The sequence below is a fragment of the Streptomyces sp. NPDC048411 genome, from assembly GCF_040704695.1.
Taxonomy (GTDB): domain Bacteria; phylum Actinomycetota; class Actinomycetes; order Streptomycetales; family Streptomycetaceae; genus Streptomyces.
Window position 1 is genome coordinate 1 of sequence record NZ_JBEZKL010000176.1, and the last position, 12,679, is coordinate 12,679.

Sequence of the window (12,679 nt, forward strand, 5' to 3'; positions counted from 1 at the left end):
CGCCGCCCGCGCGGCGCGCGCCGCGCCGCCGATCGCGCGCGCGGCGACCCGCCGGTCGCCGACAGCGACGGCCGCCGCCTCGTCGGCGCAGCGCTCCAGGGCGTATCCCATGGGCGCGCGCAGCGAGCGCAGAGCGGGATGGCAGAGGGCGGCGAGCTCGGTAGCAGCGAGGTAAAGGTGGTGGCGGCCCGCGAGATGGGCACGCTCGTGCGCGAGCAGAGCGTCCCGTTCGGCGGGGTTCAGGGCGCGCAGCATGCCGGTGGTGACGACGATCCGGCCGGGGCTGCCCGGGAATGCAGGCAGCGCATAGGCGTCGGGGCGGCTGTCGCGCAGGACGGCCAGTTCACCAGTGGAGCATTCGGCCGACTGCCTGGCGCACTGCAGCTCCACCCAGTGGCGGCGGGCGGTACGGACCACCGCGGCGGTGCAGCCGGCCAGCAGGGCCAGGGCGGCAAGGGCGAGCGGGACGGCCACGGCGGCGGGCGCGGAGGCGAGCGGCTTGACGAGTTCACCGACCGCGGCGACCGCGGACAGCTGGGTCGCGCCGGGCACCACCAGCAGCACCAGCGCGAGCGTGCTGCACAAGGCGAGACCCACGGCCGTCGAGGCGAGCAGCCGAACGGCACGCAGGGGCGCCAGGGCGTCCGCCAGACGGCGGGCGGCGGGAACCGCGACGAACGGCATGAGCAGTGGAACCCATACGGCGTACATCATGGGGCGTCTCCGTCGAGCAGCTCTCGGAGCAGCTGCTCGTCCTCGTCGGTGAGCTGCGAGACGAATCGGGCCAGCACGGTGCTGCGGTCCTCTTCCTTCTGCAGTTCGCTGTGCATCCGGCGGGCGGTGAGGCCGGGCGCATCCTCGGTGGGGCTGTAGGCGAAGCCGCGCCCGGCGCGGGTACGGGTGACCGTGCCCTTCTCGTACAGCCGGGTCAGGATCGTGGTGACGGTGGTGCGGGCGAGGGGCGCGCCGAGGGCGCCCTGCACCTGACCAGGGGTGAGCGGGATGTCAGCCGTCCACAGAGCCGCGAGAACGGTGGATTCCAGCTCGCCGGCCGGTCGCCGTTCCGGCACCGAGGAGGGCTCCGGTGCCTGCCCGGGCACCGAAGCGGAAGCCTGGGCCGACTCGCTGCCCGGCCCAGAGGTCGGCATGCCGTCCGCGCGAGGGTCCGGATCCTCGCTCGATATCCCCTGCACCTGGGACATGGGAACCCTCCTCCTGCTCCGAGCGTCTACAGTGACGTAGACCGTCTACAGCACTGTAGTCAGTCGGGCGTCCCGTCGGTGCGCCCAGTCACCATTATGGGAGGGCTTCCGCCGTGTCCGTATCCTCACTGGCAGCCATGCCGCAGGCGGTGAACCTGTTGGACGCAGGGTCGCTGCTCGCCACGTTCGGCGCGCTCGGCATCGCGGTCGTGCTGTTCGCGGAGACGGGGCTGCTCGTCGGATTCTTCCTCCCCGGCGACTCCCTGCTCTTCACGGCGGGGCTGCTGAGCGTGCCCGGTAATCACGGCGCGGTCCACCTCTCCCTGTCACAGGTGCTCATCGCTTCCGTGGTCGGCGCACTCCTCGGTGCCCAGGCCGGGTACTGGATCGGGCGCCGCGGCGGTCGCGCCCTGCTGGCCCGGAGCCGGGCCAAGCAACTGCATGCGGGAGCCGCCCGCGCCGAGGAACTTCTCGAAAAGTACGGACACGCGCGCGCGATCGTACTGGCGCGCTTCGTCCCTGTGGTGCGCACGGTACTCAACCCGCTGGCCGGGGCCCTCAACGTACCGGCCCGGCTCTTCACGATCTGGCAGATCGTCGGCGGACTGGTGTGGACCGTCGCACTGGTGCTCGCCGGCTACGGGCTGGGGTCGTCGGTACCCAATGTCGACCGCTATCTGCTGCCGATCGTCGCCGTCGTGGTCATTGTTTCCCTGATCCCGCTCGCCACCGAGCTGATGCGCTCGCGCGGCCGCCGCACCGCTGAAGGAGACCACAGCTGATGCTGCTCGCCTCTGCCGCCACCTCCCTCGACGGTGGCCTCTACACCTGGATCACCGAGCTCGCCCAGCGCTCCCCCGCCGCTCTGGACTCCACGATCCGGCTCTGGTCCGACTTCGGTCTCGCGCTCTTCGCGCTGCTGATGCTCGCGGCCTGGTGGCGGGCCCGCTCCGACACCCCCGCCCGCCTGGCGATGGCACTCTGTGCGCCCCTGGTCGTGGTGGCCGCCTATGTGGCAAACGACCTGCTGAAGATGGCCGTCCATGAACAGCGGCCCTGCCAGACCCTGCATGCGGTCACGGTGGAAGCGTGCCCTCCGCTCGGCGACTGGTCCTTCCCCAGTAATCACGCCGCCATCGCCGCAGCCGCGGCGGTCGCGATTTTGCTGACCGACCGCCGGCTCGGCGCCATCGCCGTCCCTGCGGCGCTGCTGATGGCCGCGTCCCGGGTCTGGATCGGTGTGCACTATCCGCACGACGTGCTCATCGGGCTGGTCACCGGCGCGCTCGTGGCCTGGCCGCTGACCGTCGCCGCCCGGCGCTGCGCCCCGATCGTGGTGCGGCTGCGCGAGACCAGGCTGCGCCCACTGGTGACGGCGCGGTGACCAAGGGCGCGGAGGCCGGGCACCGGTCCGTCGCGGGCCCGATCGACCCCTGTATCCGTACGGCGCTCGGGGCCGTACTGATCGGGTTCGTCGGTCTCCTCGGCCTGACCGTGGTGGTCCTGACGGCCCGCCACGGGGCCGTGCTGCCCGTCGATCGGGGTGTGCACGCATGGTCCCTGCACCATCGGCCCTCCCCCTTGGTCACGGCGGCCAGGGCGGTCACGGCGACGGGTACGGGCGTGTTCCCGTACGCTGCCGCGGTGGCCGCCGGACTGATCGCGGGCCGGAACCTTCGGCAGCGTCTGGGGTACGCGGCAGGCGCCCTGGCCTTCCTGCTGCTGGGGCAGGCACTGCGCTACGGGCTGATGGAAGCGATCAGCCGGCCCCGTCCGCCGGTGGGCGACTGGGCGACGCACGCCTCCGGTTTCGCCTTCCCGTCCGGGCACGCGACGACGTCCGCGCTCATGGCGGGACTCCTGGTGGCGGCGATCGGCCACCGGGCGTCCGGGAGCAGGGCCGGCCGCGTCGCCGCCGTCCTGATCGGTTGCTGGGCCGCGGCCGTCGGGCTGAGCCGGGTTCTGCTCGGGGTGCACTGGGTGACCGATGTGGTGGCCGGCTGGCTGTTCGCCGCGTTCTGGCTGGGGCTCGGGGCCGCGCTGATACGGACGGCGCTGCCCGCACACCGCAGGTGACCTTCCGGTCCCGGTCCCCCCCTCTGCAGAGGTCCAGTGCGATGCCCCGTCCGCCGGTCGTGCCCCTCGTCCGAACCCACCACGTCAAGCGTCCGCCCGCCGTCACGCGTGCACTCGCGCTCCTTCAGCACCGGCTGACCTGGGCGATAGTGGCCGCCTACGCCGCCGCGGCCCTGTTACCGCAAGCCGGTCTCGCCATGCGGCAGCTGGATCTAGGCGCCGTGTCCGCACCCGGCGGGGCCCGTACGCCGCTCACGCTGCCGTCGCTCCTCCTCGCCTGGCTGCTCTTCACCGCGGCATTACGGGTGCCCGCCCGGGACCTGCCACGACTCCTTCGCCGACCTCTGCCGCTGCTGGTCGGAACCTTCGCCAATACGCTGATCCCGCTCACACTGCTGCCGTGCATGTCGGTGGCGCTCGGGCAGCTCCCCGACACGGACGGCTGCAGCGGTCTCCTCACGGGACTCGCCCTGGTGGGCGCCATGCCGGTTGCGGGCGGCGCCACGGTCTGGGGAAGCCGGGCGGGCGGCAACCAGTCGCTGATCGTCGGCATCGTCCTGACCTCCACGCTCCTGAGCCCGTTCACCATCCCGCTGACGCTCTCGGCCGCCTCGATGGTGACGGTCGGCCACTACGCACAGGACCTGTCGAGGCTGGCCGCAGTGAACGGCGGGGCGTTCGCAGTGATCAGCGTGATCGCGCCGTGTGTCGCCGGGCTCCTCGTCCAGCAGGTGCTGCCCGCCGGGGCGCTCGCCCGGCATCTGCCGTGGATCGGGCTGCTCGGGCTGGTCGACGCGCTGCTGCTCACCTACAGCAATGCGTCGGGCGCACTGGGCGGGTTCCTGCTGAACCCACGGCCCGCGCTGCTGGTGGCGTCGGTGGTCGTGGCGGCTGTGCTGTGTGCGGCGTCGTTCGCGATCGGCTGGTGTCTTGCCCGTACGGTACGGGCTGACCCGGCCGACACCGTGGCGATCACGCTCACCTGCGGAATGAACAACAGCAGCGCCGGTGCGGTGCTGGCGGCGACGAACCTGTCCGGCAGCCCCCACGTGCTGCTGCCGGTCCTCGCGTACAGCCTGCTCCAGAAATGCGGTGCCGGTCTGGCCGACTCGATGCTGCGCCGCAGGGCCGCCGCGTCCGAAGCGTAAGGGCTGTCCCGTCATCCCGTGCGCCCGTCAGGATGACGGGACAACCCTGGGAGGCTGTCCCGTAGGTCTCCCTACGCCTCTCGGGTCCCGGGTGGTGAGGGGGTGGCCGACTTTTGTGTCAGGCCCTCCACCTATGTCAGGACCAGCCAACGTTGTCCGTCGATGAGTTCTCGTGCTGCGTCGAGGTGGCCGGCATGGCAGGCGGTCTCGGTGATGACATGGAGCAGGACGTCTCGAAGAGTGTGCAGGTGCGGTTCGCCGAAGAGGTGGTGGGGCCACCAGGCCAACGGGGCGTTCGCCGTCGCGGCTGTGATGACGGCGTCTGCGAGTTCTGTCTCCATGCGGTACTGATGGAGGATGTCGGCGGCCGGAGTGTCGGACGCCACCTGCCAGGCGTCCTCCATGTCATCCAGAGTGTCGATGACGTTCTCGTCGCCGACGAAGACGGCTCGGAACCAGAACCGCTCAACATCGAGTGCCAGGTGCTGAACAAGTCCCAGGCAGCTCCACCCGGACGGCAGCACGGGCTTGTTCAGCGCATCGGCGTCAAGCCCGTCGAGGATCCCCAGCACATGGCGGCGCTGTCCGTTCAGGAAGGCCAGGAGCGTCCGGATCTCCGTATCCGGCGCCGCGGTCACTGGGCGATCTCCCACATGTGACCGGGGTCACGAAAGCTCTCAGTGCGTATTCCCCACGGTCGGTCCATCGGGCCGTTCAGCAGTGTCACGCCGCGGGCGGACAACTCCTTGCACATCGCGTCCGTGCCCCTGGGCCACGCGGAATCGTTCGTCATGTCGGTCACGGCTACAAAGGATCTCCGAATCGGTACCGCCGTGTACAGGGGTGGTCCGGGATTCTTCCGCGAGGGGCCGGGCCTGTCCGATCAGCCGGACTCCTCCCGGTGGAGGGGCCCACACATCACGCCAGTCCTCGCCCAGGACGGCCTGCCGTCGGTGAGCCGGCCGTACCGGTGGGACCGCGCTGTCGTGCCCGGGATGGTGCTCGGGTACCCGGCGCGCCGCCAAACCGGATCGTGCGAAGTTACTGGTTCGGCGGGATTCGGTAGACGGAGACGTGAGAACGCGACTCGGCAGTGAATTCGGCGCCGGCCCAGTCTGCGTGCCTGGCCTCCAGCTCGAATCCGGCCAGCTGAGCCATGAGATCAAGTTCGGCCGGCCAGATATAGCGGTGCGGGCTGCGGAACAGCCGAGCCTGCTTCGTCTCGTCGAATGAGAAGTGGTGTGATACGACGTGCTGGTGCAGAACGTCGTAGGTGTCCAAACCGATGTAACCGGGCTCGGAATGCCAGACCGTGGCCGTCTGGCCCGGTGGGAGCTTGCGCAGCTCGGGCACCCAGAGCTCGATCACGAACCGGCCACCGGGTGTGAGGTGGCGGGCGGCGTTGCGGAAGCACTCGACCTGATCGGCTTGGGTGAGCAGATTGGAAATGGTGTTGTAGACGAGGTAGGCAAGCGTGTACTTCCCCGGGGCCACGGAAGTCGCCATGTCACCGACGATCACGGGGATCGTCGCCTCGTCCGCCTTGGTTCGCAGTTGATTGACCATCGGAAGCGACAACTCGATTCCTGTGACAGGGACTCCTCGCTCGGCGAGCGGTACGGCCACCCGGCCGGTCCCGATGGCGAACTCAAGCGCTGCTCCGCCGCCTGCGAGCTCAGCGAGGCGGTCCACGGTCGGCCCCAAGAGCTCGGGCGCGAACATGCCTGTGCCGGGCGTGTCATAGCGCTGGGCAGCATCGCCGTCCCAGATCTCCTCCTGCTGCATGCCGCCAACGATCGTCGCCGGCCTCTGCGATGTCCAGTGATTTTGTGGCATCGTCGGTGTACGGCCCGGCAAACAACTAGTTGAGCGTCGAGATCGCCAACCGCGTTGCCAGGTTGTCCACTCCACGTCGGATCATTCGCTGAGATCACCCGCGCCCGTGCCCCAACGGCGCCCCAACGGTCACACCCTTACAGCCTTCAGAGCGTTCCGGGGCCCTGCGAGGGGGTGGCCACTGCGAGACGGATGACGGCGCGGCCGCCGTCGAGGTCGATGGTGGAGCGGTTCGGCGGGGCGCCGTCCTCCTCGTCGTCACGGAGCAGCAGGGCGCTCTGGCGCTCCTTGAGTTCGCTCTGCTTGCCCGGCGAGAAGGTCGCGTGCAGCTGCTCGAATCCGGTAGCCGACACCTGGCCCTGGCGCGCGCCATTGCGCCACGGCAGCACCCCCGCCCGCCCGGCGCGCAGCATCAGCTGGTCGACGAACGCGACCAGAGTCAGCCCGATCACCAGTCCGGGCAGCGTCATCAGCGCGACGAATTCCATCGGGCCAGTATCGCCGAAGCACCGGGCGTACGCATTGCTGCGGAGCACTGCACCGTACACCTACAAAATGTCCCGGCGCGACATGAGTCTTGCCGGGACACTTGGAGATCGGGTCTCGCCTCTCGGTCACCGCTCGCTGAAGGTCTGTGCGGCCCTCCGGGCACCCCGACCGGACATCACCCCGGGCTGTCGGCGACGGTTGCCGGTCGATGCCTTGCACAGGGCGAGCATCGCGATGTCATCGCGCCGTACGCCGCCGGAGAAGGCGTCCAGGTCCGCATGGAGCGCGTCCAGCAGCTCACTCGGTTCGTACCCGGCCAGGCGGCCGAGCCGGGCGTCCAGCGGGTAGAAGGCGCCGGAGGCATCGCGGGCCTCGGTCACCCCGTCGGTGAATGCCAGAAGCGTCGCACCGGCCGGGACGTCGAACCGCTCCGCGCCGCGTGCCTCGCTGCTGAGTTCCGCCATGCCCAGCGGTACGGAGGTGAGGCGGAGCGGGACCGCGGCTGCCGCGCCGTCGTACAGCAGGTGGGGCGGCAGATGACCGCAATTGACAGCCTCCACGTGCTCCTCGCCCTCGAAGCCGAGGACCAGGGCTGTGACAAAGCGTTCGATCTCGCCGGTCTGGGCGGAGAAGGCGTTGTGGCGGGCGACCGCGTCCTCCAGGGCGTCCACCACTCCGGTCAGCGTGGGCTCGCGGATGGCCGCTTCCCGGAACGCGCCGAGCGCGGCGAACCCCGCACCGATCGCGGCGATCCCCTTGCCCTGCACATCGCCGATGATCACCCGGGTTCCGTACGGTGATTCGACGACCTCGTAGATGTCGCCGCCGACCAGTCGGTCCTCCTCGATCGGTGCGTAGACCCCGTGGGCGACGACCTGGTCGGTCAGGATGGGCAGCGGGCGCAGGATCTGCCGCTGAAGTGCGACGGCCGCGGAGCGCAGCCGGGCGATCTCGATGGCATGGCGGATCCGCAGCGCACAGGCGCCGACTCCCAGGACACAGGCCAGGACCGTGAAACCGACGCCGACGAAGAGGTCCCAGAACGTTCCTCCGGACACCAGCCGGGAGGTGACGACCACCGCCATGATCCAGGCGGCGGTGTACACCGTCTGCCGCATGGTGCCGAAGACCGAGACGAGGGCGGGCACGACGACGAGCAGCGGCACGACCCGCAGATCCTCACCGGTACGCACGTCGAGGATCAGGACCACGGCGGTCAGCAGAAACAGCCCGCCGAACAGCATGCCGTCCCCGACCCGGGGAGCGAAGACCGCAGCCTCCCCCGCATCGGTGCCCGGCACCGCCGCACTCCGCTCGACCGCCGCGCGCTCGTGCCCGATCGTCACGGCATTGCCTCCTCGTGTTGGCGCCGGCCCGTTCCCGGCATTCCCATCCAGTGCACCTGGAATCGGAAGAACGGGACACGGGGCTAACGGCCTCAGAGGCCGGGCCGAAGGTCCTCGGTCGGCGCCTGCCGGTGGTGTCCGGTCCGGAAGTCCCGGGCCGAAGGTCCCGCGACTTCAGCCGCAGGAACTCCGTCACCCGACAGTGTCCGCAGGTCCGCCGTTGCGGGTGAATACGTACGCCTTGGGCATGAGCTCCCTCGCTCCGGTTCATGGCATCGGCTGTCGGCACCGCCACCGTGGGCTACAGCAACGAAAAGTTCATTCGGCATGCACGTATTCCCGGGGTGCCGGAGTGTTCACACTCCCCTGCCGTCACCCACACCGTCGTGGGACACCCGCGCCACCGACCCACCCCGCTGCCCGGTCCGGAATCGGTTTCGACTCAACAGTCCATCGATACGGACCGGTCGCGCCACATTCGGCCGACTCGTGTGGCAGTCTGAATAGTGACCGTCCCACCGGGCTCCCCCGTACCGGTGGGGCGGTTCTTTCCTCTCCCGCTCCTCTCACCTGCACGGTTGTGACGCCGGATCACGAACATTCCCGGCCATTCACGCCGATTGGCCGGATCGGCTCGCTCTTTCACGCATGGGCGCCCTTGCCGGGGGCAGGCGCATACACCTCATGGCCTACGACCAGGGGAGCGTGACGAGATGACGGCGCACAGAGCGCGGACGGCCGGGGCAGACGCCCCGGACATGACCGGCTACGCGGGCGAACTTCCGTGGATCGAGGATGCGGGGAAGGTCGCCCCGAAGGAGGATCGCCTCGCGCACCATGCGCCTGGCGGGCGCCGGGGCCACGGAGCGCGTGGCCAGGGCGCCCGTCGCGACCGGGGACGGTCAGTCGTCGTCCTTACTCCGCGGGGCGGCCCGCGTAGTAGGTGGCGATCATGTCCTCGCCGCCGTGTCCCGCCTCCTCCGCACGCGTGAACCGGTTCGCCGACGCGGCGACGAGATCCAGCGTCACCCCGGTCTGTTCGGCGGCCGCAAGGATGAGGCGGGTGTCCTTGAGCGCGGTGGACAGGGTGAAGCTCGGGGTGAGGTCGCCGGAGAGGACCGCGGTGGACTTGCCCTGGAGATACGCGGAATCCAGCGGGCCGCCCTTCATCACGTCGAGGAACGACTGCGGGTCGATGCCCAGCCCCTCCGCGAGGTTCAGGCACTCGGCGATGCTGCTCACCATGTTGATCACCCAGGTGTTGACCACGAGCTTCAGCCGCGAGGCGGCGCCCGGTGTTTCGCCGACCCAGACCGTGCGCTGTCCGATTGCGTTCAGCACAGGGTTCACCGACGGGCGGACGGCGGACGGGCCGGAGACGAAGACCGTCAACGCACCCTGTTCTGCGGGCTGCTTGGTACCCGCGACCGGGGAGTCGAGATAGATGAGCCCCAAGTCCGCCGCCCTCTGGGCGAGTTCGGCGGTGGCGTCGATCCCGACGGTGGAGCTCTGCAGCAGGACCTGGCCGCGTTGCACTCCGGGCGCCGCGGCGGTGAGCGCGGCGGCCACAGAGAGTCCGTCGTTCAGCATCGTCAGGATGACGTCGGCGCCGCGTACGGCCTCCTCCGCCGTTTCGGTGACCGTGGCGCCGTCGGCGGCGAGGGGGGCCGCCTTGGCCTGCGTACGGTTCCAGGCGCGGACGTCGAGTCCGGCGCGGAGCAGGCTCCGGGCCATCCCGGATCCCATGATCCCGGTGCCGAGGACGGCCACGGTCGGCCGCTCGGGGATGGCGTTGGCAGGGGTGGACGTCATGAGAGCAAGGGTCCCTTCGTCGGCGCATGGGCGGTTCGAGGTCAAGGGTGCCGCAGCGCGCCCTCCCGTACGGCGGTGTGCACGGCTCGGGCGAGTCGTGATCCCCACGTCGAGCGCGGGCCCGCGAACGGTTCCCCGGCCGCGCCGGGTGCAGGCTCCGGTGAGGCGATGCACACCGCATCGGTGGGGGTGCCGGAGCAGTCGAGTCCGGCGTCCAGGAGCGCCTGGACCTTCGCCTCGGTGGCGGTCGCGACGGCATTGACCAGAGCGGCGTCGGAAAGCGCCACGGGGACGGTCACGACGATATTCACCGTGCCCGGCGGCGGCGGCCCGGCGTGCCCCGCGGCCGGGTCGGCGGCCCAGCCCCGTACACCCAGACCGCTGGTGGCGGTGGCGGTCACGCCCTCGTCGTCGGCGACGGTGTACGCGGTGACATCGGCCGCGGTCATCAGTCCGGCGCCGGGACCGGTGAGCGCTTCGGCGGCGGCGATCTCGGCGAGGTGCCGGTCGGGGTCGAGGCGCGGATAACCGCCGGGTACCTGGGCGTTGAGAATCCACTCGCGCATCCCGATGCCGCCACCGAGTACGGCGCTGCTGCACACCCGCCAGCCGGGTCCGAGTCGCCAGACGATGTGGTGCAGGGCGAGACCGTCCTCCTGCCGGGTCAGCAGCTCGCCCCGTTGTCCGGGTGGGCGGACGCGTACGGAACGGATGGTGCACCCCCGATGGCACAGCAGGACGACGGTCGGAAACGGTCTGCCGATCATATGCGGCAGGGGCGGCACCGCTCCGTGCGGATGAAGCTCGGCGGAATGCGGCCGGTGAGCATCGCCACGACCGCGCCGACCACGGACGTGGCAGTGGCCCGGCAGTTCGGCTGCCGGGCCACTGTGGTGTGCCGTGCGATGCGGTGCCGGGCCTCAGCCCGCGGCGCAATCCGTGTCGGGCCGGAGCCGCACCCGCAGGGTTCGCACGCCGTTGCCGACGAAGCTGGCGTGGCGGGGCAGCTCCGTGTCGGGGACGGTGACGTCAAGTGCCGGAAAGCGGCGGAACAACTGTTCCAGCGCGATCGTCGCCTCCATCCGGGCGAGCGGCGCTCCCAGGCAGTAGTGCGGACCGTGCCCGAGGGAGAGGTGACGCGCCGCCGAGATCCTGGCCGGCCGAGTGACGTCGAAGCGGTCGGCGTCCGGGCCGTGCGCCGCGGTGTCGCGTCCTGCGGCCGAGTATCCGGCGAGTACGGGGGTGCCCTTCGGGATGACGGTCCCGTCGAGGGTCAGGTCACGGGTCGGGTAGCGGAACGGGAAGTAGCTGACCGGGCTGTCCCAGCGCAGTGTCTCCTCCACCACGTCCGGCCACCCCGCCCGGCCCGAGGTGACCAGGCCGAGCTGGTCCCGGTGGGTGCACAGGGCGCGCACGGCGTTGGCGATCAGGTTCAGCGTGGTCTCGTGACCGGCGATGATCATCAGCAGCAGGGTGCCGATGAGTTCCTGCTGGCTGAGCCGGTCACCGCCCTCGTCGCGGGCCGAGATCAGCGCGCTGATCAGGTCGTCGCCCGGCCGCTCGGCCCGGGCGGCGGCAACGGTGCTCAGCAGTTCCACCAGCTCCCGGTTGGCGGCCATGGCCTCCGCGGGTCCGATGTCGGTGGAGACGATCTGGTTCGACAGATGGTGCAGTCGGTCCTGGTGCCGCTCGTCCACCCCGAGGAGCTCGCAGATGACCCCCAGCGGCAGCGGCAGCGCGAACCCCGCGCGCAGGTCCACCGTCCCGTCCCCCTCGGCGGCCATGACGTCGACACGGTCGAGCAGTTCGGCGGTGAGGGCTTCGATGCGCGGCCGGAGCTGTTCCACCCGCCGTGCGGTGAACGCCTTGCTGACCAGCGAGCGCAGCCGCCGGTGGTCCTCGTCGTCGGCGGTGGTCATGCCCTGCACAGTGGCGAAGGTCCGCAGTGGCCAGCCGTCGGGGATCAGTCCTTCGGCCAGCGCGGCGAAGTGGGCTGCGCCCTTGGCGACATCGGGGTGGGCGAGGAACTCCTTGAGGGCGTCGTGCCCGAGCACCGCCATCCCCGGCACCTCCCCGGGGAGCACGACGAACGCCACGGCGCCCCGGGCGAGCAGCCGCGCGTTGTCGGCGTGCGGGCACCCTCCGGCCGGGTCCATGCGGTGCGCGGCGGCCTGATCACTTATCGGCGGGGTGTTCAACGGGCCTCTCCTGTACGGTCGTCGGCTCCGGACCGGCGGCGGCCGGGGCAGGATGCAGATCCTACGGCGGACGGGATGAACACGAAGTGCGTGAGCGCGGTGGGGTGGTAGCAGGTCGGCGGGACCGCGCGGGCATGGCGAGCTCCATACGGACCAGTTCCTCGAACCGTCCGTCGAGACCGAACACCCGCGGGCCTCCAACGCGCGGTCCGCATGCCTGACACCGCGAGAAACGGGCGCATTCGCGCGCGCCTGCCGAGGCGGCGGCGCGCCCGTGGCACGGGGACCGGTGCGGCCGGCGCGCCGTTCGGCCGGACCGCCCGGGGCGCCCGTCCGCAATCCCGCGTACGCCTCCACGCCGTCACGATCTCACTCGAACGGTCCAACGCCGGGCTGTTCCCCGCCTCCGGCATCGCACGCTGCCGACCCGGATGCTAGGGCCTGTTCTGAGTTCCCCGTCGTCCGCGCGAAGCGCGAGCGCAGCGGTGGTCGGTGCGTGCGATCGGCGTGCGGTGTCGCAGGTCATGTGGCGGAGCCACCTGTCCTGCGGCGCCGTGCGGCGAGCGTGCGTG

13 protein-coding genes are annotated in these 12,679 nt (G+C 70.7%); 4 read left to right on the forward strand and 9 right to left on the reverse strand.

Annotation, left to right across the window (positions count from 1 at the left end; translation table 11 throughout):
- Positions 1-714 (reverse strand): M56 family metallopeptidase (locus tag AB0915_RS35235; protein WP_366694949.1); only part of this gene is annotated, 714 nt, incomplete at its 3' end.
- Positions 711-1,070 (reverse strand): BlaI/MecI/CopY family transcriptional regulator, encoded by a 360-nt coding sequence (locus tag AB0915_RS35240; protein ID WP_366694959.1) that lies wholly within the window; start codon positions 1,068-1,070, stop codon positions 711-713. The genes AB0915_RS35235 and AB0915_RS35240, both read right to left, overlap by 4 nt.
- Positions 1,071-1,339: 269 nt before the next feature.
- Between AB0915_RS35240 and AB0915_RS35245 the strand changes: the two genes are divergently transcribed.
- The 4 genes from AB0915_RS35245 to AB0915_RS35260 are packed head-to-tail and all read left to right on the forward strand — an operon-like array spanning position 1,340 to position 4,426.
- The gene (locus AB0915_RS35245) at positions 1,340-1,984 is read left to right on the forward strand and encodes a DedA family protein (protein WP_366694960.1); all 645 of its coding nucleotides are present in this window, start codon (positions 1,340-1,342) and stop codon (positions 1,982-1,984) included.
- The gene (locus AB0915_RS35250; protein ID WP_366694950.1) at positions 1,984-2,586 is read left to right on the forward strand and encodes a phosphatase PAP2 family protein; all 603 of its coding nucleotides are present in this window, start codon (positions 1,984-1,986) and stop codon (positions 2,584-2,586) included. Before AB0915_RS35245 ends, AB0915_RS35250 begins: the two co-directional genes overlap by 1 nt.
- Positions 2,583-3,278 (forward strand): phosphatase PAP2 family protein, encoded by a 696-nt coding sequence (locus AB0915_RS35255; protein WP_366694951.1) that lies wholly within the window; start codon positions 2,583-2,585, stop codon positions 3,276-3,278. Before AB0915_RS35250 ends, AB0915_RS35255 begins: the two co-directional genes overlap by 4 nt.
- 41 nt (positions 3,279-3,319) lie before the next feature.
- Positions 3,320-4,426 carry a bile acid:sodium symporter gene (locus AB0915_RS35260; protein WP_366694952.1) on the forward strand — a complete coding sequence of 369 codons (1,107 nt, stop codon included), beginning with the start codon at positions 3,320-3,322 and terminating at the stop codon, positions 4,424-4,426.
- 131 nt (positions 4,427-4,557) lie between these two features.
- Here the strand turns inward: AB0915_RS35260 and AB0915_RS35265 are convergent, their stop codons facing one another.
- From AB0915_RS35265 to AB0915_RS35295, 7 genes are all read right to left on the reverse strand, one after another.
- Entirely contained in the window at positions 4,558-5,064 is a 507-nt protein-coding gene (locus tag AB0915_RS35265; protein ID WP_366694953.1) for a DinB family protein, read from the reverse strand.
- Positions 5,065-5,467: 403 nt separating this feature from the next.
- Positions 5,468-6,211 carry a class I SAM-dependent methyltransferase gene (locus AB0915_RS35270; protein WP_366694954.1) on the reverse strand — a complete coding sequence of 248 codons (744 nt, stop codon included), beginning with the start codon at positions 6,209-6,211 and terminating at the stop codon, positions 5,468-5,470.
- Positions 6,212-6,408: 197 nt separating this feature from the next.
- Complete coding sequence (locus AB0915_RS35275) at positions 6,409-6,750, reverse strand: DUF6191 domain-containing protein (RefSeq protein WP_366694955.1); 342 nt, start codon at positions 6,748-6,750, stop codon at positions 6,409-6,411.
- Between the two features lie 126 nt (positions 6,751-6,876).
- Entirely contained in the window at positions 6,877-8,097 is a 1,221-nt protein-coding gene (locus AB0915_RS35280; protein WP_366694956.1) for a PP2C family protein-serine/threonine phosphatase, read from the reverse strand.
- Positions 8,098-9,012: 915 nt separating this feature from the next.
- On the reverse strand, positions 9,013-9,909 hold the full coding sequence (locus AB0915_RS35285; protein WP_366694957.1) for an NAD(P)-dependent oxidoreductase: 897 nt from the start codon (positions 9,907-9,909) through the stop codon (positions 9,013-9,015).
- Positions 9,910-9,950: 41 nt separating this feature from the next.
- On the reverse strand, positions 9,951-10,676 hold the full coding sequence (locus tag AB0915_RS35290; RefSeq protein WP_366694958.1) for an adenosylcobinamide amidohydrolase: 726 nt from the start codon (positions 10,674-10,676) through the stop codon (positions 9,951-9,953).
- A 153-nt stretch (positions 10,677-10,829) separates the two neighbouring features.
- Positions 10,830-12,065 (reverse strand): cytochrome P450, encoded by a 1,236-nt coding sequence (locus tag AB0915_RS35295; RefSeq protein ID WP_366694961.1) that lies wholly within the window; start codon positions 12,063-12,065, stop codon positions 10,830-10,832.
- Positions 12,066-12,679: the final 614 nt, after the last annotated feature.

Bases quoted from the DNA above. Each gene is read 5' to 3' on its own strand.
- AB0915_RS35245 (WP_366694960.1), top strand. From the start codon at position 1,340: ATGCCGCAGGCGGTGAACCTGTTGGACGCAGGGTCGCTGCTCGCCACG.
- AB0915_RS35250 (WP_366694950.1), top strand. From the start codon at position 1,984: ATGCTGCTCGCCTCTGCCGCCACCTCCCTCGACGGTGGCCTCTACACC.
- AB0915_RS35260 (WP_366694952.1), top strand. From the start codon at position 3,320: ATGCCCCGTCCGCCGGTCGTGCCCCTCGTCCGAACCCACCACGTCAAG.
- AB0915_RS35270 (WP_366694954.1), bottom strand. From the start codon at position 6,211: ATGCAGCAGGAGGAGATCTGGGACGGCGATGCTGCCCAGCGCTATGAC.
- AB0915_RS35275 (WP_366694955.1), bottom strand. From the start codon at position 6,750: ATGGAATTCGTCGCGCTGATGACGCTGCCCGGACTGGTGATCGGGCTG.
- AB0915_RS35285 (WP_366694957.1), bottom strand. From the start codon at position 9,909: ATGACGTCCACCCCTGCCAACGCCATCCCCGAGCGGCCGACCGTGGCC.
- AB0915_RS35290 (WP_366694958.1), bottom strand. From the start codon at position 10,676: ATGATCGGCAGACCGTTTCCGACCGTCGTCCTGCTGTGCCATCGGGGG.
- AB0915_RS35295 (WP_366694961.1), bottom strand. From the start codon at position 12,065: ATGGACCCGGCCGGAGGGTGCCCGCACGCCGACAACGCGCGGCTGCTC.